This window comes from Aminobacter sp. SR38 (assembly GCF_014843375.1).
Classification (GTDB): Bacteria; Pseudomonadota; Alphaproteobacteria; order Rhizobiales; family Rhizobiaceae; genus Aminobacter; species Aminobacter ciceronei.
The window spans coordinates 2504930-2531411 of sequence record NZ_CP062112.1 but is presented as its reverse complement, the minus strand read 5'-3'; the positions used below and the strand labels follow the sequence as shown (position 1 = coordinate 2531411).

Genomic DNA, 26482 nt, shown 5'->3' with positions numbered 1-26482 from the left:
TCTGCGCGCCGCCCCCGAACTTGCCGTGGCAAGCGCCATGCCCGCACGCGCAAGGGCGCTGTCGGGGCCGCATGGCCCCAGGCCGCGCCGCCGCTTCTCCCGCCGCAACGTCTTCATCTACGGCACGCTGGCGCTTGTCGCCGTCTACTACCTGCTGCCGCTCTATGTGATGGTGGTGACGTCGCTGAAGGGCATGCCCGAAATCCGGCTCGGCAACATCTTCTCGCCGCCGGTCGAGATCACCTTCGAGCCATGGATCAAGGCATGGTCGACGGCCTGTACCGGCCTCAATTGCGACGGGCTGTCGCGCGGCTTCTGGAACTCGGTGATGATCACCGTGCCGTCGGTGCTCCTGTCGATATCAATCGCCTCGATCAATGGCTACGCGCTGGCCAACTGGCGCTTCAAGGGCGCCGAGGTGTTTTTCACCGTGCTCGTCGTCGGCGCCTTCATTCCCTACCAGGTGATGCTCTATCCTGTAGTCATCGTGCTGCGCGAGATCGGCCTCTATGGCTCGCTGTGGGGCCTGGTGCTGGTGCACACCATCTTCGGCATGCCGATCCTGACGCTGTTGTTCCGCAACTATTTCGCCTCGCTGCCGGAGGAGCTGTTCAAGGCGGCTCGTGTCGACGGTGCCGGCTTCTGGACGATCTATCTCAGGATCATGCTGCCGATGTCGCTGCCGATCTTCGTGGTGGCAATCATCCTGCAGGTCACCGGCATCTGGAACGACTTCCTGTTCGGCGTCGTCTACACCAAGCCCGACACCTATCCGATGACGGTCCAGCTCAACAACATCGTCAACGCCGTACAGGGCGTGAAGGAGTACAACGTCAACATGGCAGCCACCCTTCTGACCGGACTGGTCCCGCTCGTCATCTACTTCATTTCAGGCAAGCTTTTCGTCCGCGGCATCGCCGCCGGCGCAGTGAAGGGGTGAGGCGATGACAAGTGTCCAGGTCAGTGACGTTTCGCTCAGCTTCGGCGCCTATGATGTGCTCAAGGAGCTCAACCTCGACGTGCCGGAAGGCGAGTTCCTGGTGTTGCTCGGTCCCTCCGGCTGCGGCAAGTCCACGCTGCTCAACTGCATTGCCGGTCTGCTCGACGTGTCCGAAGGGCAGATCTTCATCAAGGGCAAGAACGTCACCTGGGAGGAGCCCAAGGATCGCGGCATCGGCATGGTGTTCCAGTCCTATGCGCTCTATCCGCAGATGACGGTGGAAGGAAACCTGTCCTTCGGCCTGAAGACGGCAGGCATGGCGAAGGACGAGATCGCAAGGCGTATCGCCCGCGCAGCCGAGATCCTGCAGATCGAGCCGCTGCTCCAGCGCAAGCCGGCGGCGCTGTCGGGCGGGCAGCGCCAGCGCGTGGCGATCGGCCGGGCGCTGGTGCGTGATGTCGACGTGTTCCTGTTTGATGAGCCACTGTCCAATCTCGACGCCAAACTGCGCTCGGAGCTGCGCGTCGAAATCAAGCGGCTGCATCAGAAACTCGCCAACACCATGATCTACGTCACCCACGACCAGATCGAGGCGATGACGCTGGCCGACCGCATCGCCGTCATGAAGGGCGGCGTGATCCAGCAGCTCGACGCGCCGCAGGTGATCTACAACAAACCGGTCAATCGCTTCGTCGCCGGCTTCCTCGGCTCGCCCGGCATGAACTTTCTCGACGGCGAGGTTGAGGGCGATGCGCCGACATTCGTCGCGACAGACACAAAGATACCGCTCGACCGCTACGGTTTTGGCGACGCGGCTAAGCCCGGCAAGGCGGTGTTCGGCGTGCGGCCGGAGCACATTGCCACGGGCGATGCCGCTGCTGCCATGCCCTTTCAAGCGGACGCCAGGGTCGAGTTGGTCGAACCGATGGGTTCGGACACGCTGGTCTGGACGAAGCTTGGCGGCCAGAGTTTCGCCTTCCGCGTCGAGGCCGAACGCCATCTGGCGTCGGGCGATCAGCTGCGCATCGGCTTCGATCCAGCGCGCGCCTCGCTGTTCGACGGCCAGAGCGGCAGCCGCATGTGAAATCCCCTCCCAAACAAACGGACAGAACCATGGACTGGTCATTCCAACTCTACAGCGCCCGCAACTTTCAACCCTGGCAGAATGTGCTCAAGACGCTCGGCGCCCTCGGTTACGCCCAAGTCGAGGGCTTTGGCGCCGTCTACGAAGAGCCCGAAGCTTTCCGCGCCGAGCTCGACAAGAACGGTCTGGCCATGCCGAGCGGCCATTTCGGCATCGACCTTCTGGAGCAGGAGTTCGCCACGGCGGCAGGCATCGCCAGGACGCTCGGCATGAAGCTGATTGCCTGCCCGTGGCTCGAGCCGGCGGACCGGCCGACCGACGCCGATGGCTGGCGGGCATTCGGCAGGCGTCTTGCCGCCATTGGCGCAAAGGCCAATGACGCAGGTTTCGACTTTGCCTGGCATAACCATGACTTCGAGTTCGCGCCGGTTGGCGGCGTGGTGCCACAGCGCCTGATCCTGGAAGCTGCCCCTGAGGTCGGCTGGGAGATGGACGTCGCCTGGGTGATCCGCGGCGGATCCGACCCGCTGCACTGGATCGAGGAGTGCGGCCCGCGCATCCTGGCTGTCCACGTCAAGGACATCGCGCCTCAAGGCTTGGCGACGGATGAGGACGGCTGGTCCGACGTCGGACACGGCACGGTCGACTGGGCTGGGTTGGTGACGGCTTTACGCAAGAACACGCCGGCAAAGTATTTTGTCATGGAACACGACAATCCGGCAGATTTCGAGCGCTTCGCAAGCCGCTCGATCGCAGCCGCCAAGACCTTCTAGGGGGAGCAGAATATGGCAAGGAAACTCGGCGTCGGGGTGATCGGCTGCGGTAACATCTCGAAGACCTACTTCAAGCATGCGCCTGAATTCAAAGGCATCGAGATGCGTGCCTGCGCCGACATCAACATGGATGCGGCCAAGGCACGGGCGAAGGAATTCAAGCTGCGCGCCGAGACGGTCGAAGGGCTTTTGGCATCTGACGACATCGACATCGTCGTCAATCTGACCATTCCGGCGGTGCACTACGAGGTGTCGAGGCAGGCAATCGAAGCCGGCAAGCACGTCTATTCGGAAAAGCCATTCGTGCTGGCCATCAAGGACGGGCTCGACCTCAAGAAGCGCGCCGACAAGAAGGGCGTGCGCATCGGCTCGGCGCCCGACACCTTCCTCGGCGGCTCACATCAACTGGCGCGGCACTTGATCGACACCGGCAAGCTCGGCAGGATCACCTCGGGCACCTGCCACGTGATGAGCCATGGCATGGAGCACTGGCATCCCAACCCCGACTTCTTCTTCCAGCCGGGCGGCGGGCCGATCCTCGATCTCGGACCGTATTACATCGCCAATCTGGTCCAATTGATCGGGCCGGTTGCCCGCGTGGCTGCACTGTCGTCGATCCCGGCGAAGGAGCGAACCATCTTGTCGAAGCCACGCGCTGGCGAGAAGATTCCGGTGACGACACCGACGACGATCCTTGCGCTGATGGAGTTCGAGAACGGCGCTGTCTTTACCTTCAATGCCAGCTGGGATGTCTGGAACAGCGGCCACGCGCCGATGGAGCTTTATGGCGAGCAGGGCACCATCCACATGCCGGACCCCAATTTCTTCGGCGGTGATCTCAGCTACACCAGGGGCGAAAAGCCTGTGAAGACGCTGCCGAAATGGGACCACCCCTTCTCGGTTGCCAACGAGAAGCATCCGCACGGCATGATGGCCAATTACCGCACGGCGGGTCTCGCCGACATGGCGCTGGCAATCATGCAGGGCAGGCCGCATCGCTGTTCGCTGGAACTCGCCAACCACGTCATCGACATCATGACCGGTATCCTCAAGTCAGGCGAGACGAAGAAGTTCGTCGAGATGCAGACGACCTGCGAGCGCCCGGAGCCGCTCGGCCCGGCTGCTGCAAGGGGGCTGCTGGCTCCGTCGAAATAGGCTAAGACAGGGGAACGGCCTATTGGCCGATTCCCCTTTCCATTCGAGGACAGCATCATGACCTGGCAGCCGGCTGCGAACCGTTACGAAAACATGGTCTACAATCGCTGTGGCAAATCGGGGCTCAAACTGCCGGCGATCTCGCTCGGCCTGTGGCACAATTTCGGCGAGGACACGCCGCACAAGACCAAGCGCGCCATCTGCCAGAAGGCTTTCGACCTCGGCATCACCCACTTCGACCTTGCCAACAATTATGGCCCGCCGCCCGGCTCGGCCGAGACCGCCTTCGGCGACATCCTGCGCACCGACTTTGTCGGTCTCCGCGACGAGATGATCATTTCGACCAAGGCCGGTTACGACATGTGGCCCGGTCCCTACGGCGAGTGGGGCAGCCGCAAATATGTGCTGGCGAGTCTCGACCAGAGCCTGAAGCGCATGGGCCTCGACTATGTCGACATCTTCTATTCGCACCGCTTCGACCCGGACACCCCGCTCGAAGAGACGATGGGTGCGCTCGACCATGCCGTGCGCTCCGGCAAGGCGCTTTATGCCGGCATCTCCTCATACAATGCCCAGCGCACCCGTGAGGCGGCCGACATCCTGCGCCAGCTCGGTACGCCCTGCCTGATCCACCAGCCGAGCTATTCGCTGATCAACCGCTGGGTCGAGGATGACGGCCTGCTCGACGCGCTCGACGGGTTGGGCATCGGTTCGATCGTGTTCTCGCCGCTGGCACAGGGCATGCTGACCGGCAAATATCTCGGCGGCGTGCCGGAAGGCAGCCGCGCATCGCAGGGCAAGTCGCTGCGCCCGGCCTTCCTCAACGACAAGAACCTCGCCAACATCCGTGCGCTGAACGGTATTGCCGAACGCCGCGGCCAGACGCTGGCGCAGATGGCGCTGGCCTGGGTGCTGCGTGGCGGCCGCGTTACTTCGGCACTGATCGGCGCCAGCCGTCCTGAGCAGGTCGAGGACTGTGTCGGCGCGCTGAAGAACGCAATCTTCACCGATGCGGAACTGGCCGAGATCGACACCTATGCCCGCGAGGCCGACATCAACCTGTGGGCCCGCTCGTCCGAGCGCGAAGGGCCGGCGCGGCAGAAGAAATAAGCTGGTGCTCTGAAGGTTCGAAACATGCAGGCGGCGGGCGTTCCCGCCGTTTGCTTTTGGGGCAGATTGTCTTTGCCGGCCGGACGCGCTAGCAAAACCCGTGTCCAGTCGCCATCTTAGGCGGTGGATTGTTCCGTCCGGGCATCGGCCCGGCCGAGGAAGGTGAAAGCGGAAAGATGGCGGCGCGGGTTACGCTGACGAAGAACCAGCAGAAGGTTCTGGAGAAACTCGAAGTGGCGACCGGACCGCTCAGCGCCTACACGCTGCTCGACCAGTTGCGCGACGAGGGTTTTCGCGCCCCGCTGCAGGTCTATCGCGCCCTTGAAGCGCTGATGAAGGACGGGTTCGTCCATCGCCTCGAAAGCCTGAATGCCTTCGTCGCCTGCTCCGAGCCGCACGACCATAGCCATCACAACCACCGCATGACGGCCTTTGCCATCTGCGACACCTGTGGCCAGGTGACCGAGATCTCGGACGAGACGATCGGCAAGCAGCTCGATCACTGGGTTGGATCGACCGGCTTCGTCGCCAAGAAGGCAGTCATCGAGTTCCGCGGCACTTGCGCCAAATGTGCTGCGATCGCCGCCTGAACCAGCTTAGCGTGCCGTCGCAAACGCGAACCAGACGGCCACGGCCGCCAGCAACGCCGACAGGAACTTTCGCGCGACCTTCTCAATCCGTGGGTTGTTGAGCAAGGGCTCGAGCGTCCCTGCCAGTGCCACGATCAATGCATGGATGATGGTCGCGACCGCGACATAGATGGCGGTCAGCGTGAGCGTCTGCGACAGCACCGGCTTGTCGGCGATGATGAAGGTCGGCAGCACAGCGACATAGAACACCGCCGCTTTCGGGTTCAGAAGGTTGGTTACCAGCCCGCGGGTGAAATAGCGCCGGTCGGCATCGTTGCCTTCGGATACCACGTCGCCCGGACCGCGCCAGCCTTCATAGGCGAGAAAGAGCAGGAACAATACGCCGGCCCAGCGCAGGCCCTCGTAGAGTAGGTGCGATGACTGGATCAATTCGGTGACGCCAAGTGCCGCGACCACGCCGATGGTGGCGAGACCGAGCGCGATGCCGGCCACCGTGGCGAAGCCGGCGCGGCGGCCTTCGCCAGCCGACACCAGTGCCAGATAGGTCATGTTTGGCCCGGGTGTCAGCTCGATGATGACAGAGGTCAGGGAAAAGGAAAGCAGCGTCGGCAGGTCAGATGCCGCCGCGAACTCCATCTCAGTGCGCTTCGTCCCAGCTGTCGGCGGCGTTGGCGTCGACATGCAGCGGCACCGACATCGACGCGGCCGGCATGGCCGCGTTCTCCATCACGTGCCGAACTACAGGGATCGTCGCTGCGACCTCATTCTCGACAGTTTCGAAGATCAGTTCATCGTGTACCTGCAGCAGCATGCGCGCCGACAGCTTGGCCGCGATCAGTGCGTCGTCCATGCGGATCATCGCCCGGCGGATGATGTCGGCTGCGGTGCCTTGCAGCCGGGCGTTGATCGAGGCGCGTTCATTGAAGGCGCGTACCGACGGGTTCGACGAGCGGATTTCGGGATAGTGGATGCGGCGGCCGAAGATGGTCTCGACATAGCCGTTGTCACGGCAGAACGCCTTGGTCTCGTCCATATAGGCGCGGATGCCGGGGAAGCGCTCGAAATACTTCTTGATGTAGTCGGACGCTTCCTCGCGCGGGATCGACAGCTGATTGGCGAGGCCGAAGGCCGAGATGCCGTAGATGATGCCGAAGTTGATTGCCTTGGCGCGGCGGCGCACTTCCGACGGCATGCCCTCGACCGGCACCGAGAACATTTCCGATGCCGTCATGGCATGGATGTCGACGCCGTCGGCGAAAGCCTGCTTGAGCTGGGCAATGTCGGCGACATGGGCAAGCACGCGCAGCTCGATCTGGCTGTAGTCGGCCGAGATCAGCTTGTTGCCCTTGTCGGCGATGAAGGCGGTGCGGATCTTGCGGCCTTCGGCGGTGCGGATCGGAATGTTCTGCAGGTTGGGATCCGACGACGATAGCCGGCCGGTGGTGGTGGCGGCGAGCGCGTAGGAGGTGTGGACGCGTTTGGTCTGGGGGTTGATGAAACCGGGCAGGGCGTCGGTATAGGTCGATTTCAGCTTGGTCAGCTGGCGCCAGTCAACGATCTTGCGCGGCAGCTCGTGGCCTTCGGCGGCGAGATCCTCGAGCACCTGCGCCGAGGTCGACCACTGGCCGGTCTTGGTCTTGGTGCCGCCGGGCAGGCCCATGCGGCCGAACAGGATGTCGCCGAGCTGCTTGGGCGATCCGATGTTGAAGCGCTCGCCGGCAAGCGTGTTGATCTCGTCTTCAAGCCGCGCGGCACCCTGGGCGAGCTCGCCCGACAGCCGCGACAGGATCTGCCTGTCGACCGAGATGCCGCGCTGCTCCATCTCGGCCAACACCGGCACCAGCGGGCGCTCCAGCCGCTCGTAGACCGAGGTCAGCCCCTTGGCGGCGAGGCGTGGCTTCAGCACGCGCCACAAGCGCAGTGTCACGTCGGCATCCTCGGCGGCATAGGCGGTCGCCTTGTCGATGTCGACCTGGTCGAAGCCGACGAAGTTCTTTCCCGAGCCGGCGATGTCCTTGAAGGCGATCGGCGTGTGGCCGAGCCATTTTTCCGACAGCGGGTCCATGCCGTGGCCGCCATTGGTGCCGCCGTCGAGCACGTAGGACAACAGCATCGTGTCGTCGAACGGACTGATGTCGACGCCGTGGCGGTTCATCACCACCAGGTCGTATTTCAGGTTCTGCGCGATCTTCAGCACCGAACCGTCTTCGAGTAGCGGCTTGAGGGTGGCTAGGGCGTCGCGCACCGGAATCTGGTTCTCGACCAGGCCACCGCCGAGCAGGTCGCCGCGTCCGCTCTTATGGGCAAGCGGCACATAGGCGGCGCGTCCCGGTGCGGTGGCGAAAGAAATGCCGACGAGCTCGGCCTGCATCGGATCGAGCGAGCTGGTCTCGGTGTCGAATGCCATGACGCCGGCCTCGGTCGCTTCAGCCACCCAGGCCTTCAGTGTCGCGAGGTCACGGATCGTGACATAGGCGGCGTGGTCGAATTTTTCCGAGACTGCGGTTGCAGCGATCTTGTTGGCGAGGTCGGTAGGCGTGTCGAGCGCGGTGCCGCCGTCGGCAGGGGCGGACGGGGGCACTGCGACAGAGATGCTGCCGCCGTTCGCACGCGCGGCGGGACCTGCGGCGGGTGCCGCTGCAGGTGTTGCGCCCGCTCCGACGTCCGGTCCATGCGCGTCGGCGCCCCATTGCACTGATACCGGCACGGCCTCGATCTCGCCCGCCTCGGTGCCCGTGGCCTCAGCGACGCGGCGCGTCAGCGACGTGAATTCCATCGTCTTGAGGAAGCCGATCAGCTTCGGCCCGTTGGGCGGCTGCAGCACGAAATCTTCGAGCCCGTCGGTCACCGGCACATCGATCTTGAGCCGCACCAGCTCGCGCGAAATGCGCGCCTTTTCGGTGTTGTCGATGATCGACTGGCGGCGCTTGTCTTGCTTGATCTCGGAGGCGCGGGCGAGAAGCGTGTCGAGGTCGCCGAACTGTTCGAGCAATTGTGCTGCCGTCTTTGGGCCGATGCCGGGAACGCCCGGCACGTTGTCGACCGAGTCGCCGGTCAGCGCCTGCAGGTCGATCATCTTCTCCGGTGGCACGCCCCACTTCTCGATGACCTCGGGAATGTTGATCTGCCGATCCTTCATCGGGTCGTACATCGACACGCTGGGACCGACGAGCTGCATCAGGTCCTTGTCGGAGGAGACGATGGTGGTGTCGCCGCCTGCCTCGCAGGCGAGCCTGGCGTAGGTTGCGATCAGGTCGTCGGCCTCGAAGCCCTCCATCTCGATGCAGGGCAGCTCGAAAGCTTTTGTCGCCTGGCGGATCAGGCCGAATTGCGGGATCAGGTCTTCCGGCGGCGCCGAGCGGTTGGCCTTGTATTCAGGATAGAGCTCGTTGCGGAAGGTCTTGGACGAATAGTCGAAGATGACGGCGAAATGGGTCGGCACCACGCCAGCTTCGGTGTTGCGCGCGTCGAGCATCAGCTTCCACAACATGTTGCAGAAACCAGACACCGCGCCGACCGGCAGGCCGTCTGACTTGCGGGTCAGCGGCGGCAGCGCGTGATAGGCGCGGAAGATGTAGCCGGAGCCGTCGACTAGGAAGAGATGATCGCCTTTTTTCATGGCGATACGGGTAGCTTGGCACAGCGCGGCTGTCCATGGTCAAGCGGGCTTTGCCGCCGTCTACTGACAAGTCGTTGACACCATCTGTTGCGGGTCGTCACGTCGACACCGACAAGGTGGCGGCTGACGCGCTGCGACCGGCAACATTCAAGCGCCGGAGGGCGATCTTGGCGCCTCTTATTGCGGCGCAAAACGCTTTGAGATGGTCTCGGCGCTCTCGCTATAGTCGGTAAAGCCAATGCCTCCGTAATAAGCCTGGCCGCCGGTGTTTTCTTTGCGGATGGTTGCGTCGATGAAGCTGACACCCGCATTTTTCGCAGCTTCCACCGTGTTGGCGAACAACGCCCTTCCGGCGCCCCGCTTGTGCGCGTGCGGATCGACGAAGGTTGCGATGACGCCCCAGTCGGGGGGCAGCCGATCGCCCGGCCAGTCGGGGTCGGACCAGTCGAGCGACTGGAACCCCAGCACCTGCTCGCCCTCCAGCGCCACGAAGCAGCTGATTCCGAGTTTCGGCGAGATGAAGTAGTCGATGATGCGCTGGTCATCGAACTTCTCGCGATGCGCCGTGGTTCCGCCGATGTCGATGATTTCGTTCAGGATTCGGGCCATGGCGCTGGCGTCTTGAGGCAGGGCGGCTCGGACATGCACGGGCATGGGCTGTTCATTCCGGAGTTGGATTGGCTGATTTGCCCAAGTTAGGCGGCCAGCATCCTTGTGCAAAGGGGCGCGGCCTCGGCAACTGACATTCACCGCCAGCCCAGACCGTGTCCATGTCAGGAGGCTGGCATCGCCATGTCGTCGGACTGGCCATGGGCGGCCTGGCGCTGCTTGATCTTGTGCCCGATCGCGACGATAGCCGCGATCGCCGGCTGGAACTCGGTGCCGAGGTCGGTCAGCCCGTATTCCACCGAGGGCGGCGACGTCGGCATCACGCGGCGCCACAAAACGCCTTTCGCCTCGAGATCGCGCAGCCGTCCGGTCAGCACCTTTGCCGAAATAGCTGGGATGTCGTGGCGCAGCTCGCCGAAGCGGCGCGGGCCGGCGCTGAGGTACCAGATGATGTTGGGTGTCCAGGCGCCGCCGAGCAGCGACATGCATTCGCTGAGCGGACAGGCCTCGGGCGGCTCGGGAGCGCGGTTTCTGGGAAGTTTCAGCGCCATGGCTCGAGCACCTCAGGAATCGTCGGGTTACTGCGGCGAAACTGCCGTTACCGCCTGGATACCCGAAAATAGAGATCACCTCAAGTTACCTGGTTTCCAGAGGTAACTTTTATCTGTTAGCCCTTCGCCTGCAAACATGACCTTAACGTTTCAGGCGCAAGGAAACCTCACTTGAAGCTCTATTACACACCCGGATTCTGCTCGCTTTCACCGCACATCGTGCTGCACGAACTGGGCGGGCAGTTCGACGTCGAGCGTGTCGACGTCGAGACCAAGACGACCGAAACTGGGGCGGATTTCCGCGCCATCAACCCCAAGGGCTATGTGCCGGCGCTTCGGCTCGGCGATGGCGAGGTGCTGACTGAGGGCGCAGCGATTGTCCAGTATCTCGCCGACAGCAACGGCGCGCGGCGCCTGGCGCCGGAACCGGGCACGCTTGCCCGTGCGAGGCTGCAGGAGCAGCTGAACTTCATCGCATCCGAACTGCACAAGGCATTCGGGCCGCTGTTTCACGGAGCCACCGGCGAAGCCAAGGACGCGGCGGAAGCGAATGTCGGCAATCGCCTCGACCATATGGAAAGGCAGTTCGCCGATGGCCGTGCCTACCTGCTCGGCGACCATTTCTCGGTTGCCGATGCCTATCTGTTTGTGGTCGCCAGATGGACCGGCCCAACAGGGATCGGCCTTGCACGCTGGCCACGCCTGTCGGCCTTCGTCGAGCGCGTGCATCAGCGCCCGTCCGTCGTTGCCGCGATGGCCGCCGAGGGCCTGGCATGACCGCCGCCGACCACGCCACGGCCTATGCCGAAGTCGCCGATGCGCTCACGGATTATTTTGACGGGCTCTATTTCAGCGACACCAAGCGGCTGACGAGGATTTTCCACCCACAGGCGATCTACGCCTGCGCGACGGAAGGCGAGCTGCTGCGGCTGACCATGGACGAGTATTTCCCCATCGTCGACAAGCGGCCGTCGCCGGCGACCCGGTCGGAGGTGCGCACCGATCGCATCGTGTCGATCGAGTTCGCCGGTCCGGTGACGGCCTTCGCCAAGCTCAACTGCGCCATCGGGCGCAAGCATTTCACCGACTTCCTGACGTTGGTGAAGCTCGATGGCCGCTGGCAGATCATGTCAAAGGTTTTTCACTTCGACCTGCAGTCGTAGTGAGCCGCCGGGAACGGGAGCAGAAGAATGCCCTACGTCAATATCAAGATTACCCGTGAAGGCGTGACGCCGGAGCAGAAAGCCGCCCTGATCAAGGGCACAACCGATCTTCTCGTCGACGTTCTCGACAAGGATCCGACGACGACGTTCGTGGTAATAAATGAAGTCGATTTGGAGGATTGGGGCGTCGGCGGAATGCCTGTCGAACAGTACCGTCGCGCGCGCGGCAAGGGCTGAGCAGGGCTGCGGTCCGATCACGCGCATGTTACAAAAGTGTAATCTTCGTGCCCTTGAATCGCCACGTTCAAAGGAACAAATGTAGGGCATCGGCAGTTTTTGCCGAAGTCCGGTCTCAGGCCCGTCCCCCGCCTATCCGGACCCTGCGGCAGCCTCATCCCCCTCTCCGGGCTGCCGCACCGTTTAAGAATGTGCCGCCGTGGCTCCCCCCTCCACCACGGCGGCACTTTTTTGTCCGCTTGCCCGAGAGCTTCGTCAGCGTCCGCCGCTGGCCCAATCCTGCCGCCTTTTCGTTTTCACATCGGCCCACTAGGTTGCGCGCCAGAAGAATCGAAAGGCTCCCCCAATGTCCGCTGTCGCACCCGTTCTCGATCGCCTCGACAAAAATCTTGACCAGAGCCTGGAGCGCCTGTTCGAGTTGCTCCGCCTCAAGTCGATCTCCACCGATCCGGCCTTTGCAGGTGACTGCCGCAAGGCCGCCGAATGGCTGGTCGCCGACCTCAAGACCATCGGCTTCGACGCCAGCGTGCGCGACACTCCGGGCCACCCGATGGTCGTCGCCCATCATGTTGGCCCCGAAGGCTCGCCGCACGTGCTGTTCTACGGCCATTACGACGTCCAGCCGGTCGACCCGCTGAATCTCTGGGAAGACGATCCCTTCGATCCCAAGATCAAGGAGATCGCCGGCGGCATCAAGGTCATCACCGGACGCGGCTCGTCCGACGACAAAGGTCAGCTCATGCTGTTCGTCGAGGCCTGCCGCGCCTGGAAGGAAGTGCATGGCGGCATGCCGTGCCGGATCACGCTTTTGTTCGAAGGCGAGGAGGAGTCAGGTTCGCCGTCGCTCAAGCCGTTCCTCGAAGCCAACGCCGAGGAGCTGAAGGCCGATTTCGCCATGGTCTGCGACACCGGCATGTGGGATCGCGAGACGCCTGCGATCTGCGTCGGCCTGCGCGGCCTCGTCGGCGAGGAGGTCATCGTCAAGGCTGCCGACCGCGACCTGCATTCGGGCGAATATGGCGGTGCGGCCGCCAACCCGGTGCGCATCCTCGCCAAGGTGCTGGCGGCCATCCATGACGACAATGGCAGCGTCACCATCCCCGGTTTCTATGACGGCGTCGAGGAGACGCCCTCGCAGGTGCTGAAGTCGTGGGAAACGCTTGGTGAAACGGCGGAGAACTTCCTCGGCGAGATCGGCCTGTCGATCCCCTCGGGCGAAAAGGGCCGGTCGATCCTCGAGCTGGTCTGGGCCCGCCCGACCGCCGAGTTCAACGGCATATCAGGCGGCTACACCGGCAAGGGCTTCAAGACGGTCATCGCCGCCGAGGCTTCGGCCAAGGTGTCGTTCCGCCTCGTGCACAAGCAGAACCCGGACAAGATCCGTGCTGCATTCCGCGACTTCGTCAAGGCGCGCATCCCTGCCGACTGCAGCGTCGAGTTCCACGAGCATGGCGCCGGACCGGCCATCCAGCTGTCCTATGACTCGCCATTCCTGGCCAAGGCCAAGGACGCGCTGTCGGACGAATGGCCGAAGCCGGCGGTCATGATCGCCATGGGCGGCTCGATCCCGATCGTCGGCGACTTCCAGACCTTCCTCGGCATGGAATCTCTGCTGGTCGGCTTCGCTTTGCCAGACGACCGTATCCACTCGCCGAACGAGAAATACGACTTGGCCTCGTTCCACAAGGGCCAGCGCTCCTGGGCGCGCATTCTCGAGGCATTGACGCGCAAGTGAGCTAGAAACCGAGGTTTCTATTGATTTTTCCTCCGATCGCGGCAACTGAGTTGCCAAGCCGCGATCGGAGACACGCATGACCATCCGCTTTCACAAGCACGACCTTCCCGACCTCCAGCATTACGACGTCGATGCCGTTGCCATCGACACCGAGACGCTGGGTCTGAACCCGCATCGCGACCGCCTCTGCGTCGTCCAGATTTCGCCGGGCGATGGCACCGCCGACGTCATCCAGATCGCGCCGGGCCAGAAGAAGGCGCCGAACCTCACCGCGCTTCTGAAGAACCGCAAGGTGACCAAGCTGTTCCATTTCGGCCGCTTCGACATCGCCGTGCTCTACAACGCCTTCGGCGTGATGGCGGAGCCGGTGTTCTGCACCAAGATCGCCTCGCGCTTGGTCCGCACCTACACCGACCGCCACGGCCTGAAGGACATCTGCAACGAGCTTTTGGGCGTGTCGCTGTCCAAGCAGCAGCAGTCGTCAGACTGGGCGGCAGAGACGCTGTCGCCGGAGCAGCTCGAATACGCCGCCTCCGATGTGCTCTACCTGCACCGGCTGCGCGACGTGCTCGCCGCCAGGCTGGAACGCGATGGCCGCAGCAGGGAAGCCGAGGCCTGCTTCCGCTTCCTGCCCACCCGCGCCAAACTCGACCTGATGGGCTGGGACGAAGAAGACATCTTCGCCCATAGCTGAGTTCTAAGGTCCTGATATGGTGAAGCTCCAGCCTGGTGGTCGTTGCAGGCGGCCGGGCTGGCGAATTGCCTGTGATGCTCCTCGAGGGAACAACAGCCTGCCTGAGCCGTTTGGAGTGCGTACCAGATGAAAGGACGCATCCGAATGGCTTCCACCCGCGAAGAAATCCAGGCCGACCTCGAAGAACAGGTTTCCCAGCTGACCAAGCAGGTCGCGTCGCTGACCAAGGCGATGTCCAAGCGCGGCTCCGCAGCCCTTGCTGACAGCCGTGAAAGCGCTTCCGAGCTTTACGAAGGTTTGTACGACCGCTTCACCGATGCCTTGCCGGCGATGCGCAAGCAGGCGCGCGTGGCGCAGAAAACCGCCCAGGACAATCCGATGACGACGGCGCTAGTCGGTGTCGCGGTCTTCGGCCTTGTCGCTGCCCTGCTCAGCCGTCGCTGACTTTTGCCGCCGCGTGGCTTTACCGGGCCGCGCGGTCGTCTATCGTTGGCCAGCAATCCGCCAGCAGCAATCCGAGAGACCCAGATGAGCGCCAAACTGCCGATCGCTTCCGCACCTACCGATGGCTCCAAGGTTACGGTCTACTGGACCGACCGCGACGGCCAGGAAAATGAATCGGTTGCGCAGTACCGGTCGCTGGACCGCCTGAAGGCATCAGGCGGGCAATGGGACGACAGCGACACCGGCTGGTGGGCCTATGTCGACAGCGACACCCAGAAACGCATCAGCCCGCACTCCTGGGCCAAATCAGGCGGCAGCGACGAAGACGACGAATAGGCGTATGATCGGTTCTGCCAGCCAGGGAGCATAGCCATGGCCGAAAAAACCGATCGCAAGGAACATGAGTTCATGGTGGCGGCCGTGGAGGCTGCCAAGGACGACACGCTGGACGGCGTCGCCGTGACGCTCGTCGATGCCCGCGGCGGCCGTGTCCGCCTGCACATGGCCACAGACATCGCCGAGATGCTGCGCGAGCGGGTCTCAGCTGCCCTCAACAAGACGACCGGACCATAGAAGCGGCAGCCACTGCCGCCGACCTCCAAGCTGCTTCCGATGCAGGTCCAACGCCACGTTGGGGGTCATCATCTTGGCGCCGACGCCCTGTCCTGCTACCGATTAGAGGCAGCGTAAAAAATCTCAAATCTCTTTTGAACCATTTCGCCCTTGGCTGCGACCCAGTCTCGTGAGGTGGGAAAATTCATTTCAAAGGAGAGAACCATGAGTGTATTCCGCAACATCATTCTGGCCGTCGTCGCCGCTTCGGCGGTGACCGCGTGCCAGTCGACAGAGATCCGCCGCTGCGAATGGAAGCCGAAGGATCCGCGTTATCTGCAGAGCAGCAATTGCTGCGACAAGAACGATCCCTCGAGCCCCTGCTACAAGGGCAGCGACCGCCCCGACAAGCCGAACGATCCGCGTCCTGACCCGATCCCGCAGTGACATGGACCGACCGCCAAACCGCCGCCCGCAAGGACGGCGGTTTCGCTGTTTCGGTCACCCCTATCCACAGCGCGGCCGTTGCGCCTTGCCCACAGGGCGGCAGCTCCGGTTGTTTAAGGCCTCCTTAAATCGCCGCATTTACTGTCCAACCGGAACGCCATTGGCATGGGGGCCGGACAAACAGGTATGGCGAACCGGAACGACAGACGCATCGAGCCCAGCTTCGATGGACCGCGCAATGATGCGGAGGACGACGTCTTTTCGGTGCGCGAGGAGGACCGCGTCGTGCCCAGCCGCCGCAAGCAGCCCGCCAAGCGCAAGTCGTCCAAGGGCCGCGCGCCTGAACGCGGCCGCAGCCGCTCGCGCAAGCCCAAGCGCGGCCTGTTCGGCATCTTCGGTCGCTTGGTCTACTGGTGCTTCGTTCTTGCCATCTGGGGCGGCATCGCCGCTGCCGGCATCGTCGTCTACTACGGCGCCAAGATGCCCAGCGCCACCACCTGGGCCATTCCCGACCGTTCGCCCAACATCAAGATCGTCGGCGTCGACGGCCAGCTCGTCGCCAATCGCGGCATGACCGGCGGCGAGGCTGTCGGCCTGCATCAGATGTCGCCCTACATTCCGCAAGCCGTGATCGCGATCGAGGACAAGCGCTTCTATTCGCATTTCGGCTTCGACCCGATTGGCCTGGCGCGGGCCGTGTCGACGCGGTTCCTCAATGGCCGCTTTACCCAGGGCGGCTCGACGCTGACCCAGCAGCTGGCCAAGAACCTGTTCCTGAAGCCCGACCGCACGTTGGAGCGCAAGGTCCAGGAAGTGCTCCTGGCAATGTGGTTGGAGCAGAAGCACACCAAGGACCAGATCCTTGAGATGTATCTCAACCGGGTGTTTTTCGGCTCCGGTTCTTATGGCGTGGAGGCCGCCTCGCGGCGCTATTTCGGCAAGTCCTCGCGCGACGTGACATTGGCCGAGGCGGCACTTCTGGCCGGCCTGCTCAAGGCGCCGTCGCGGCTGTCGCCGGCACGCGATCCCAAGGCCGCGGGCGACCGCGCCCAACTGGTCCTTGCCGCCATGCGCGACCAGGGCATGATCGGCGACAAGGAACTGGCCAACGCAATGAATGCGCCGGCGACCCGTGTCGCCTCGTTCTGGACCGGTTCGGAAAACTACGTCGCCGACCGCGTCATGCAGGAGTTGCCCGAGCTCATCGGCGAAGTGCAGTCGGACATCGTCGTCGACACGACAGTCGACATGACGCTGCAGGAGATTGCCGAGAAATCGATCCGGCGGCTCGTCGACGAGAACGGCCAGAAGCTGAATGTCAGCCAGGGCGCGCTGGTGTCGATCGACAATACCGGCGCCGTGCGCGCCATGGTCGGCGGCTACGACTATGCCACCAGCCAGTTCGACCGCGCTTCCGAAGCGCGGCGCCAGCCGGGCTCGGCGTTCAAGCCCTTCGTCTATATGGCAGCACTCGAGCAGGGCCGCACCCCCGACAGCATGCGCAACGACGCGCCGATCAAGATCGGCAAGTGGACGCCGGAAAACTACAACGGCAAATATTATGGCCGGGTGACGCTGAAGACGGCCCTGGCGAAGTCGCTGAATTCGGTGGCGGCACAGCTCGCCATGGAAGTCGGGCCCAACGCTGTCGTCGAGGCAGCCCATCGCATGGGCATCGAATCCGAGTTGCAGCCCAACGTATCGATCTCGCTCGGCACATCCGAGGTAACCCCGCTCGAGCTGACCGCTGCCTACGTGCCTTTCGCCAATGGCGGCTACCGGCCCGAAGTCCACATCATCCGCCGTGTCACCACCACCGACGGCAAGGTGCTCTACGAGAACACGGCTGGAGGCGGGCCGCGGGTGATCAGTCCCGAGGTCGTCGGCATGATGAACGCGATGATGACCGGCGCGGTCGAGGAGGGTACGGCCAAGAAGGCTGCCTTTGCCTGGCCGGCAGCCGGCAAGACAGGCACAAGCCAGAACTCGCGCGATGCCTGGTTCGTCGGCTTCACTGCCAACCTGACCACCGGTGTGTGGTTCGGCAATGACGACGGCAAACCGATGAAGAAGGTCACCGGCGGCGCACTGCCGGCGCTGGCCTGGCACGAATTCATGGTTGCAGCCCACGAAGGCGTGCCGGTGGCGGCGCTTCCGGGCTCGTGGACACCGGGCAGCGGGGCACCTGACGTCGCCGTTGACGACCAGCCGGCCCAGCAAATGGATGAAAACACCTTCCCGCCAGCGCCGAAGCCGGCAAAGCAGCAGGTCGGCGCCGTCAACGTCCGGCAGGACCAACCCACCGCCTCGATCGGCCGACCCGTGCCGCCCGCAGATGTCGGCGGCCGCCGCCCGGTTCCTCCCGGCGAAGTCGGCGGTCCGACCCAGCGCCGCGAAACCTCCATCCTCGACGTGCTGTTGGGCAATTAGCCTCGACAGCGTCTGACACTGCCGATCAGCGTCTGCCAGCCGCCTGACGTCGGCTGTCGTTAACGCAAACACCGGATGTTGATTTGTAGCAGTCAACTCGCGTGATATTGCCTTGGTCTTGCTGAAGTCTGGCGGAGCTTGGGCAAATGACTTTCGTTGCATGGGCGGTGCGGAATATTCCGGTCGGGCTCGGCTTGTGCATTGGCGCTTTGCTTGCCGGCCTGTCCCAGGCCAATGCCGATGCCTGCAGTGTCCTTCGCGCCCAGCTTGGCGGCGGCAATGCGGCCCCCGCGCATCTGACCCGGCAACTCCAGGCGATCAAGGCACTCGAGCGGCAGCGGCAGTGCAGCGGCCGCAGCAGCGGCGGATTCTTCGATCCCTGCCGCGACCTTGCCGGCCGCCGTGCGGGCGTCGAGCGTGAAATTCAAAGTGCGTCTGGCCGAGGCAACAGCGCAATGATCAGGGCCCGCCTGTCGGCATTGGGCTGCACCCAGATGGCGGCGCGACAGGACCGCCGCAAGTCGGACAGGCCCTTGTCTTTCACCGGACAGGCGATGCTCTACTGCGTGCGGCTCAAGGACGGGTACTATTTCCCGGCGCCGAATGCTCAGTTCGTCAATGCCGGCCATTACGACAACACGCTCGATCGCTGCCGCTACATCTGCAACGACAAGGCGATGGACGTCTATGAACTCGACGACATCGGGCGCGAAACAGAGGAGATGGCTTCGGTCAAGACACGTCAGTCCTACAAGGACTTGCCGTCGGCCTTCGCCTATCGCGACACGGCAGATTTCCAGGGCTGCGACCTGCCGCGCTACTATCGCCGCGCCGACGAAATGCGGGCACGGACGGTGACGCCGAAGAACATGGAGGCAGCGGTGATCCCACTGCCCCAGGCCAAGCCCGAACTGCTCGATGGCACAGTTACCGCCTATGTGCCGGAAACGACCGAAACCAGGCCGGCGGCGCTCCGCAAGGTCCGCGTCGTCGGGACACCGTTCCTGCCGAACTAGGCCGGTTTGTCTTCCGCCCGGCGCTGCTCCGCGGCAGGGACGCAGCGCTGCCGGTGTTGCGCGAATGTGTCAGTCTCGCCAAAACCCGCCAGAGTTGTGTGCGATTGCAGGCACCTGCACCTTTCCGTTAGGTAATTTAGCGATATGAGATGTCCCATCGCATTTCTGTTGAGGGGCTATCCATGAAGAAACTGCTCGCTGCCGCCGGGCTTGCCGTGCTCGCGACGCCGGCCTTTGCCGCCGATCCGACGCAACCGGTCGAGGAAACCGTCCGCCAGGTCTCCGGCTACGGCCAGATCTATGGCGGCGGGCTGTGGATCAGCGAATTCTCCGACGAGACCCTGTGGGCAGCCGGTGGCGCGGCGCGCATCAACGTGCCGTTTGCCGAGCGCTGGAACGCCCAGGGCGACTTCACCGTCGATGCCGTCGGCCAGGACGGCAACAGCCTGCACGGCGTTGGTGGTGCGGCGCACATCTTCTGGCGCGACCCGGCTTCCTACGCTTTCGGCGGCTTCGTCCAGGCCAGCACCTACGGATTTTCAGGCGGCTCGGATGAGGACCTCTGGAGCTGGAAGGTGGGCCCCGAGGCCCAGGCCTATTTCGGCAACGTGACGCTTTATGCGCAGGCCTATTACGGTGCCCTCGAATCCGACTTCCTGCCTTTTGACGTCGATCTCATGGGCATTCGCGGCGTCGTGCGCTATTTCGCCCAGGACAATCTGCGTTTCGACGGCGAGCTCGGCTTCCATCGCGCCAACCTGAGCCAGGGTGGCCTGGAGGCCGATTTCGACACCATCGCCGCAGCATTGCAGGCGACCTACCGCTTTGACGGCACGCCCTGGTCGGTGTTCGGCCGCTACCAGTACGAGAACATCTCGATCTCGCAAGGTTTCGGCGAGGCAAGCTTCGACTCGCACAAGGTGATGGTCGGCCTGCGCGCCAGCTTCGGCAGCAGCACGCTGATCGACGAAGATCGCAATGGCGCGACGATGGACACCTATCAGCCCAACTTCGTCATGCCGTTCCCCTTCCTCTGAGGAAGGCTGCGGGCTTTGCCCGCGCGCCAATGAAAAAGGCCGCGCTGATGCGCGGCCTTCAGACTGCTGACAAACCCCTGGCGAGAGTTGGGGGTTTGTGATTCAGTGGGTGATGTTGAAGCGAGCCGGCCCTGAACAAACCGCACTTGAGATCGTCACGCTCGATCAACTGGTTCCAGTTGATCACCTTCTGCGCAAGATCGATGGTGTTATCGATTTCTCGTTCATCCACGATCTGACAGCGCCGCTTTACTGCGCCGACAATGGTCGCCCGCCACTTGATCCGACCTTGATGTTCAAGGCGCTGTTCATCGGCTACCTGTTCGGGGTGCGCTCGGAGCGGCAATTGGTGCGAGAGATCGAGGTCAATGTCGCCTACCGGTGGTTCCTGCGGCTGAAGCTGACGGACAAGGTGTTCGACGCCTCGACATTGTCGCAGAACCGACGCCGGCGCTACCAGGACGAGACGATCGCGCAGGCGATCTTCGACCGCATTGTCGAGCAGGCGATCGGGGCAGGCTTGGTCGACGGCACGGTGCTCTACACCGACAGCACGCACCTGAAGGCCAATGCCAACAAGGGCAAGTACGACCTTGCCATGGTCGCCAAGTCGCGTGCCGACTACTGGGGCGAGCTCGACCGGGCGATCGATGCCGAACGGGCGTTGCACGGCCAGAAGGCGCTGAAGGAGCAGGAGCGGCAGCCTGCGGTGAAAGAGACGAAGGTCTCGCGCACCGATCCTGAGGCTGGCTATATGGTGCGCGAGGGCAAGCCGAAGGGCTTCTTTTATCTCGATCACCGCACGGTGGATGGCGGCTTCGGCATCATCACCGACACGTTTGCCACGCCGGCCAACGTGCATGACTCGATCGTCTATCTCGACCGGCTCGACCGCCAGGTGGAGCGTTTCGGCTTCGACGTCACGGCGGCGGGGCTGGATGCCGGCTATGCCACGCCAGGCATCGCCAAGGGCCTGGAGGACAGGAACATCCACGGTGTCGTCGGCTATCGCAACCCGACCCGGCCAAAGCCTGGCAAGATGAGGAAGGGCGCTTTCGTCCATGAGCCGGACCTTGACGGCTATCGTTGCCCGCAGGGCCAGTTGCTCACTTACGCCACCACCGATCGCGGCGGTTATCGCCACTACAGGAGCGACCCGACGATCTGCCGCAACTGTCCGCTGCTGGCGTCTTGCACATCAAACGCCAAGGCCGAGCGCACCATCACGCGCCATGTCTGGCAGGATGTCCGCGAGCGGGTCGATGCCAACCGCTTAACCGCATGGGGCAAGGCGATCTATCGACGCCGCAAGGAGACGGTCGAGCGATCCTTCGCCGATGCCAAGCAGCTCTTCGGCCATCGCTATGCCCGCTTCCGAGGGCGAACACGCGTCGCCTGCCAGTGCCTGATCGCAGCCGCCGCCCAGAACATGAAAAAGATCGCAATCAGCCTCTGGCCAAAGCCAAAACCAAGCCTCGCATGAGGCCAAAGCCGGCTCGCAACGGCCTTGGCATCTGCTCCCCGAAATCAATCCAAAAGCTCAATCAACCCACAAAACAAAACCCCGCCGAAATTCGACGGGGTTCGTCAGCAGTCTGAAGGCCGCGCTGATGCGCGGCCTTTTTGCTTTGGTGGGCTTTGCTTCGGCCGGCTCAGGCCGCCGCCGGCGGGGCGTCGGGTTCTGGATCGTTGGCCGGCGGTTTGCCCGAACCTTCCAGTACCTGTTCGACGATGCCGCGGGCGATCTCGCGCTCGCCCATGATCACCTTGTCGGCGCCGAGCCCGGTCAGGTGCTCGACCTCGGCGTCGGAATGGGCACGAGCGATGATCAGCATGCCGGGGTTGGCGGCCTTGGCCTTGAGCACGATCTGGCCGGCCTCGAAGGCATTGGGGATGGCCAGGATCAGACGCGTGGCGCCGGCGGCATTGGCCGCGCCGAACACCTCGCCCTTGACCGCGTTGCCGGCGACAGTCTCGACGCCGTCTGCCATCAGCCTGGCGATGGTCTTGTCCGAGTCCTCGATGACCAGGAAGGGCAGGCCGGCGTCCTTGAGCGACTGGCCGACCAGCGAGCCGACGCGGCCGTAGCCGATCAGGATGGTGTGGTCGGTGAGTTTTGTCGGCGGCGGCGTGTCGTCGTCGACCTTGGCCGATGCCACTGGCGTGGTGGTGGCGACTTCGCCGGGCTCGGTGGCCGGGCCGATCGGCACGGCTTCGACTGTTTCCGGCACCTTGCCCGAGCGCTTTTCCAGCCACGGCTTCAACCGCGCGACGCCGGCAAATACCACCGGGTTGAGTACGATCGACAGGATGGCGCCCGCAAGGATCAGGTCACGGCCTTTTTCGGGCAATAGGCCTAACCCCACGCCGAGCTCGGCCAAAATGAACGAGAACTCGCCGATCTGCGCGAGGCTGGCCGAGATGATCAGCGCTGTCGCCACCGGATAGCCGAAGGCAATCACGATCAGGAAGGCGGCGACCGACTTGCCGATGATGATGATGAACAGCGTGGCAAGGATCGGCCAGGTGTTGCTGAGCAGGCTGGTCGGGTCGAACAGCATGCCGACCGAAACGAAGAACAGTACCGAAAACGCGTCGCGCAGCGGCAGCGTTTCCTCCGCCGCCTGATGGCTGAGCTCGGATTCGCTCATGATCATGCCGGCGAAGAAGGCGCCCAGCGCCAGCGAGACGCCGAACAGCTTGGCGGCACCGAAGGCGACGCCGAGCGCGATCGCCAGCACCGACAGGCGGAACAGTTCGCGCGAGCCGGTGTGGGCGACGTAGTGCAGAACCCACGGGATGACCCGGCGGCCGACGACCATCATGACCACGACGAAGGCCGCGACCTTGGCCAACGTCAGGCCGATGACGCCCCAGACGCCGAAATCGAAGCGCAGGGCAAGGATGTTGGGAGTCTCGGTCGTCTGAGCTTCGCCGCCGAGTACGCCGGCAAGCGCGGGCAGCAGCACCAGCGCCAGCACCATCGCCAGATCTTCGACGATCAGCCAGCCGACGGCGATGCGGCCGCGTTCGGTCTCGATCATCCGCCGCTCCTGCAGCGCGCGCAAAAGCACGACGGTAGAGGCGACCGAAAGCGCCAGGCCGAAGACGAGGCCGGCGCCAAGCGACCAGCCGAGCATCCAGGCAAGGCCTGCGCCAAGCGCCGTGGCAAAGGCAATCTGGACGATTGCGCCGGGCACCGCAATGGCGCGGACGGAGAGCAGGTCCTTGAGCGAGAAATGCAGGCCAACGCCGAACATCAGCAGGATGACGCCGATCTCGGCGAGCTCAAGCGCCAGCTCCTGGTCGGCGACGAAGCCGGGCGTGTTCGGCCCGACCAGCACGCCGGCGATCAGATAGCCGACGAGCGGCGGAACCTTGAAGCGATTGGCGAGCGCGCCGAAGATGAATGCCAGCCCCAGACCGGCGACGATGGTTGCGATGAGGGGCGTGTCATGCGGCATTGTCCCGGCGGCACCTTTCGAAAATGAGCATTGTTTTGGGATGCAGCGGCGAAATCCGCTGCATTTCCAATATGGTGGACGCAGGCGCGCATGCGCAACCCTAAGCGGCCAAGAAACTTGGCCGATATCAAGAAAAGTGCCGGCAATCGCTGCCGGCACGCAAGGACTGGAGTTCTGAACGACAGCGGGGATCAGGCCGCCATCAGGATGGTCTCGATGTCGCTGACGCTGTGATTGGTCAGCGTCTTGGCGATCTCCGCCGCAACGCGCACGTCGACCTCCTTGTGCAGCTTCTTGCGCAACTCGCCGAGCACCAGCGGCGGTGCCACCAAGATGATCTCGCGGAAATCGCCGGCATGGGCAAATGTGTACAGCCGGGCAGCGATCTCGTCGGCGAAGCGCTCCTTGGCGATACGGTGCCAGTCGGTGTCGTCGACTGCGCTGCGGTGGATCGAGGGCCCGTCGCTGGAGCGGCCGGGACGATCGCTGCCCTGTTCGCGCGTCGGCGGGTTGTCCTGCTCCATCTCGCGCACGACCTCGAGGTTGGGGTATTTGGTGTCGCCCCGGTTCTTCAGGAACAGCGCCTTTTCGCCATCCGCTACCAGCACCCAGATACCGTGCTTCAGTTTGAGCTGGGTCATGTCGTGCTCCTTCTGCTGTCAGCCCCTTTTGCGGAACGTCGACGGTTGATGGATGTTCCGGACAAGTGGCAAATCGAGGAATGAGCTCCGTCACGCTTAATTCTACTAACTTAGTAGAAATTAGGAAAAACGCATCCGGGCGGCTTTTCGGTTCGGTACCGCGTCTCGGCACAAGTGGGGCATCGCCAACCCTTGTAACTCCGGCGATTTCAAGGGCTGCGGGCGGTCAGCCTGACATTTGCGGGCATTGTCGCAGGCGTAGCTCGGAAACATGTGCGTCGACCAGCAGTTGGAATAATTTTCTCTTGAGGCATCAGGGCGGGCAAAAGCGATTGCCTCCCTTCTCGACGCGCGCGAGTGCATTTCTTCTGCAGCGCAGCAAGGGCGGCTAAAAATGGCAGACATTCTGGAACCCTGCGTCATGACCCCAGCTGCCGCCAAGCTCAACGCATTCCCGATCTTCCTCAAGGTCGAAGGCGAAGCCGTGGTCATCGTCGGCGGTGGCGACGAGGCGCTGGCTAAGGCCCGTTTGCTTACCCAGTCGAGCGCCGAAATCCGCATCATCGCCGACCATGTCGAGCCGCATCTGCGCGACTGGATCGCCGCCAACGGCGCGACCCGCATCCATGCGCCCTATGACGCCTCGCTGATCGAGCGCGCCGTGATGGTGTTCGCTGCGACCGGCGACGAGGCGCTCGACCGCCGCATCTCTGTCGATGCGCGTGAACTGGGCATTCCGGTCAACGCCGTCGACCGTCCCGAGCTCTGCGATTTCTTTACCCCCGCTCTGGTCAATCGTGCGCCGGTCGCCGTTGCTATCGGCACCGAAGGGGCAGGGCCTGTCCTGGCCCAGATGATCCGCGCCCGCGTCGACCGCATGCTGTCGCCGCAGCTCGGCGCACTGGCGACGCTCGGCGCCGGCTTCCGCGACGCCGTCGAGCGCCTGCTGCCCAGGGGCAATGTCCGCCGCGGCTTCTGGCGCGAATTCTTCGAAGGCGCGCCGGCGCGTGCGCTCGACAACGGCCAGCTTGCCGAGGCGCATGACGCGGCGACCGAGCTTTTGCTGCAGAAAGGCGCGATCAAGGGTCACGTTGCGCTCGTCGGCGCCGGTCCTGGCGCCGAGGATCTTCTGACGCTGCGCGCCCATCGCCTTTTGATGGAAGCCGACGTCATTGTCCATGACGCGCTGGTTCCCGAGGCGGTGATCTCGATGGGCCGTCGCGATGCCGAGCGCCTGCCGGTCGGCAAGCGCAAGGGCTGCCACTCCAAGACCCAATCCGAGATCAATGACCTGCTGGTCGATCTGGCGCAGGCCGGCAAGCGCGTCGTCCGCCTCAAGTCGGGCGACCCGCTGGTGTTCGGCCGCGCCGGCGAGGAAATGCAGGCGATGCGCGATGCCGGCGTGTCTTACGAGGTCGTGCCGGGCGTTACCTCGGCCTTCGCCGCCGCCGCCGACTTCGAGTTGCCGCTGACGCTGCGCGGCGTCACCTCCTCGATGGTGTTCACGACAGGCCACGACCTCAAGGGCGGTTCGCTGCCCGACTGGGCCAAACTCGCCATCTCAGGCGCGACGGTCGCCGTCTATATGGGCCGCTCGGTCGCCGCCGACGTCGCCGGCCGCCTGATCGACGCCGGGCTGTCGCCCGATACGGCGGTGGCCGTCGTCGAGAACGCCAGCCTGAAGAACCGCCGCCGCTTTCACGGCACGCTCGCCGACCTGCCGTCGCTCGAAACGCGCAGCGACCTCGACGGCCCGGTCATGACGATCATCGGCGATGCGGTCGCCGGCGCCAACTTTGAACTTTCCGAGCCGCTCGCGGCACATAGGCACGAACAGGCCGCCCGCGCGGCGCTCGAAGGAAGCAGGGCATGAAAATCCTTACCGCCAACAGGCTGACCGACGGCGAGGCTGTGTGGTTCGCGGCCGACGGTACCTGGGCAGAGACAATCGATGTCGCCGAGACCGTCGGCGACAAGGCCGGCGAAGCTCGCCTGGAGGCGATCGGCAAGGCCGCCTACGACAACAACGAAGTCGTTGACGTCAACCTCATCGACGTCAGCGTCGTCAACGGTGCGATCCAGCCGCTCAGGCTGCGCGAGGTCATCCGCGCCGCTGGTCCCAGCAATCGCCTCGACCTTGGCAAGCAAGCCCGGCCCGCCGCCGGCGCCGCCTGAACACAGACCGGAAGAC

28 protein-coding genes are annotated in these 26482 nt (G+C 63.8%); 21 read left to right on the top strand and 7 right to left on the bottom strand.

Going from position 1 to position 26482, the window contains the following annotated elements:
• The first annotated feature begins 37 nt into the window (after window positions 1-37).
• The 6 genes from IG197_RS12470 (at window position 38) to IG197_RS12445 (ending at window position 5652) form a co-directional block, all read left to right on the top strand.
• Entirely contained in the window at window positions 38-940 is a 903-nt protein-coding gene (locus IG197_RS12470; RefSeq protein WP_192319715.1) for a carbohydrate ABC transporter permease, read from the top strand.
• Window positions 941-944: 4 nt separating this feature from the next.
• Window positions 945-2024, top strand: a complete 1080-nt coding sequence (locus IG197_RS12465) for an ABC transporter ATP-binding protein (protein WP_192319155.1) — start codon at window positions 945-947, stop codon at window positions 2022-2024.
• 29 nt (window positions 2025-2053) lie between these two features.
• The gene (locus IG197_RS12460; RefSeq protein WP_192319152.1) at window positions 2054-2797 is read left to right on the top strand and encodes a sugar phosphate isomerase/epimerase; all 744 of its coding nucleotides are present in this window, start codon (window positions 2054-2056) and stop codon (window positions 2795-2797) included.
• A 12-nt stretch (window positions 2798-2809) separates the two neighbouring features.
• Window positions 2810-3952: a Gfo/Idh/MocA family protein gene (locus IG197_RS12455; RefSeq protein WP_154384545.1), complete on the top strand. Its 1143-nt coding sequence runs from the start codon at window positions 2810-2812 to the stop codon at window positions 3950-3952.
• A 57-nt stretch (window positions 3953-4009) separates the two neighbouring features.
• Window positions 4010-5062, top strand: a complete 1053-nt coding sequence (gene mgrA / locus IG197_RS12450; protein WP_192319149.1) for an L-glyceraldehyde 3-phosphate reductase — start codon at window positions 4010-4012, stop codon at window positions 5060-5062.
• Window positions 5063-5238: 176 nt separating this feature from the next.
• Window positions 5239-5652 (top strand): Fur family transcriptional regulator, encoded by a 414-nt coding sequence (locus IG197_RS12445; RefSeq protein WP_115733516.1) that lies wholly within the window; start codon window positions 5239-5241, stop codon window positions 5650-5652.
• A 6-nt stretch (window positions 5653-5658) separates the two neighbouring features.
• On the opposite strand, the gene IG197_RS12440 is transcribed toward IG197_RS12445, so the two are convergent.
• From IG197_RS12440 to IG197_RS12425, 4 genes are all read right to left on the bottom strand, one after another.
• Entirely contained in the window at window positions 5659-6288 is a 630-nt protein-coding gene (locus IG197_RS12440; protein WP_154384723.1) for a LysE family translocator, read from the bottom strand.
• A gap of 1 nt (window position 6289) precedes the next feature.
• A complete protein-coding gene (gene polA / locus IG197_RS12435) occupies window positions 6290-9271 on the bottom strand; it encodes a DNA polymerase I (RefSeq protein WP_192319146.1) in 2982 nt (993 codons plus the stop codon).
• 177 nt (window positions 9272-9448) lie between these two features.
• Window positions 9449-9925: a GNAT family N-acetyltransferase gene (locus IG197_RS12430; RefSeq protein ID WP_192319143.1), complete on the bottom strand. Its 477-nt coding sequence runs from the start codon at window positions 9923-9925 to the stop codon at window positions 9449-9451.
• A gap of 119 nt (window positions 9926-10044) precedes the next feature.
• Window positions 10045-10431, bottom strand: coding sequence for a helix-turn-helix domain-containing protein (locus tag IG197_RS12425; RefSeq protein WP_192319140.1), 387 nt, complete (start codon window positions 10429-10431; stop codon window positions 10045-10047).
• A 171-nt stretch (window positions 10432-10602) separates the two neighbouring features.
• Between IG197_RS12425 and gstA the strand changes: the two genes are divergently transcribed.
• The 10 genes from gstA (at window position 10603) to IG197_RS12375 (ending at window position 18133) form a co-directional block, all read left to right on the top strand.
• A complete protein-coding gene (gene gstA / locus IG197_RS12420; RefSeq protein WP_154384550.1) occupies window positions 10603-11208 on the top strand; it encodes a glutathione transferase GstA in 606 nt (201 codons plus the stop codon).
• Window positions 11205-11594, top strand: coding sequence for a nuclear transport factor 2 family protein (locus tag IG197_RS12415; RefSeq protein WP_192319137.1), 390 nt, complete (start codon window positions 11205-11207; stop codon window positions 11592-11594). Before gstA ends, IG197_RS12415 begins: the two co-directional genes overlap by 4 nt.
• A 27-nt stretch (window positions 11595-11621) precedes the next feature.
• Window positions 11622-11831, top strand: coding sequence for a 4-oxalocrotonate tautomerase family protein (locus tag IG197_RS12410; RefSeq protein ID WP_154384551.1), 210 nt, complete (start codon window positions 11622-11624; stop codon window positions 11829-11831).
• 346 nt (window positions 11832-12177) lie between these two features.
• Window positions 12178-13566, top strand: coding sequence for a dipeptidase (locus IG197_RS12405; protein ID WP_192319135.1), 1389 nt, complete (start codon window positions 12178-12180; stop codon window positions 13564-13566).
• Between the two features lie 76 nt (window positions 13567-13642).
• Window positions 13643-14260 carry a ribonuclease D gene (locus tag IG197_RS12400; protein WP_192319133.1) on the top strand — a complete coding sequence of 206 codons (618 nt, stop codon included), beginning with the start codon at window positions 13643-13645 and terminating at the stop codon, window positions 14258-14260.
• Window positions 14261-14404: 144 nt separating this feature from the next.
• A complete protein-coding gene (locus IG197_RS12395; RefSeq protein ID WP_067954928.1) occupies window positions 14405-14704 on the top strand; it encodes a hypothetical protein in 300 nt (99 codons plus the stop codon).
• Between the two features lie 84 nt (window positions 14705-14788).
• The gene (locus IG197_RS12390; RefSeq protein WP_067954926.1) at window positions 14789-15040 is read left to right on the top strand and encodes a hypothetical protein; all 252 of its coding nucleotides are present in this window, start codon (window positions 14789-14791) and stop codon (window positions 15038-15040) included.
• A 36-nt stretch (window positions 15041-15076) separates the two neighbouring features.
• The gene (locus IG197_RS12385; protein ID WP_154384555.1) at window positions 15077-15277 is read left to right on the top strand and encodes a hypothetical protein; all 201 of its coding nucleotides are present in this window, start codon (window positions 15077-15079) and stop codon (window positions 15275-15277) included.
• Between the two features lie 204 nt (window positions 15278-15481).
• On the top strand, window positions 15482-15703 hold the full coding sequence (locus IG197_RS12380; RefSeq protein ID WP_067954921.1) for a hypothetical protein: 222 nt from the start codon (window positions 15482-15484) through the stop codon (window positions 15701-15703).
• Between the two features lie 186 nt (window positions 15704-15889).
• On the top strand, window positions 15890-18133 hold the full coding sequence (locus tag IG197_RS12375; RefSeq protein WP_192319131.1) for a transglycosylase domain-containing protein: 2244 nt from the start codon (window positions 15890-15892) through the stop codon (window positions 18131-18133).
• Between the two features lie 92 nt (window positions 18134-18225).
• Here IG197_RS12375 and IG197_RS12370 read toward each other — a convergent pair whose 3' ends face one another.
• Window positions 18226-18561, bottom strand: coding sequence for a hypothetical protein (locus tag IG197_RS12370; RefSeq protein WP_192319128.1), 336 nt, complete (start codon window positions 18559-18561; stop codon window positions 18226-18228).
• Window positions 18562-18588: 27 nt separating this feature from the next.
• Here IG197_RS12370 and IG197_RS12365 point away from each other — a divergent pair, with 27 nt between their 5' ends.
• The 3 genes from IG197_RS12365 to IG197_RS12355 all read left to right on the top strand — a co-directional run bounded on the left by IG197_RS12365 (window position 18589) and on the right by IG197_RS12355 (window position 21669).
• A complete protein-coding gene (locus IG197_RS12365; protein ID WP_192319125.1) occupies window positions 18589-19149 on the top strand; it encodes a DUF2865 domain-containing protein in 561 nt (186 codons plus the stop codon).
• 182 nt (window positions 19150-19331) lie between these two features.
• Window positions 19332-20186 carry a hypothetical protein gene (locus IG197_RS12360; protein ID WP_192319122.1) on the top strand — a complete coding sequence of 285 codons (855 nt, stop codon included), beginning with the start codon at window positions 19332-19334 and terminating at the stop codon, window positions 20184-20186.
• Window positions 20187-20298: 112 nt separating this feature from the next.
• Window positions 20299-21669: an IS1182 family transposase gene (locus tag IG197_RS12355; RefSeq protein ID WP_192316544.1), complete on the top strand. Its 1371-nt coding sequence runs from the start codon at window positions 20299-20301 to the stop codon at window positions 21667-21669.
• Window positions 21670-21838: 169 nt separating this feature from the next.
• On the opposite strand, the gene ybaL is transcribed toward IG197_RS12355, so the two are convergent.
• Entirely contained in the window at window positions 21839-23650 is a 1812-nt protein-coding gene (ybaL, locus tag IG197_RS12350; protein ID WP_192319119.1) for a YbaL family putative K(+) efflux transporter, read from the bottom strand.
• Window positions 23651-23841: 191 nt separating this feature from the next.
• Window positions 23842-24291: a host attachment protein gene (locus IG197_RS12345; protein WP_192319116.1), complete on the bottom strand. Its 450-nt coding sequence runs from the start codon at window positions 24289-24291 to the stop codon at window positions 23842-23844.
• Window positions 24292-24712: 421 nt separating this feature from the next.
• On the opposite strand from IG197_RS12345, the gene cysG reads away from it, so the two are divergent.
• The gene (gene cysG / locus IG197_RS12340) at window positions 24713-26164 is read left to right on the top strand and encodes a siroheme synthase CysG (RefSeq protein WP_192319713.1); all 1452 of its coding nucleotides are present in this window, start codon (window positions 24713-24715) and stop codon (window positions 26162-26164) included.
• A complete protein-coding gene (locus tag IG197_RS12335; RefSeq protein ID WP_067954908.1) occupies window positions 26161-26466 on the top strand; it encodes a DUF2849 domain-containing protein in 306 nt (101 codons plus the stop codon). The genes cysG and IG197_RS12335 overlap by 4 nt, the downstream gene beginning before the upstream one ends.
• Window positions 26467-26482 lie beyond the last annotated feature (16 nt).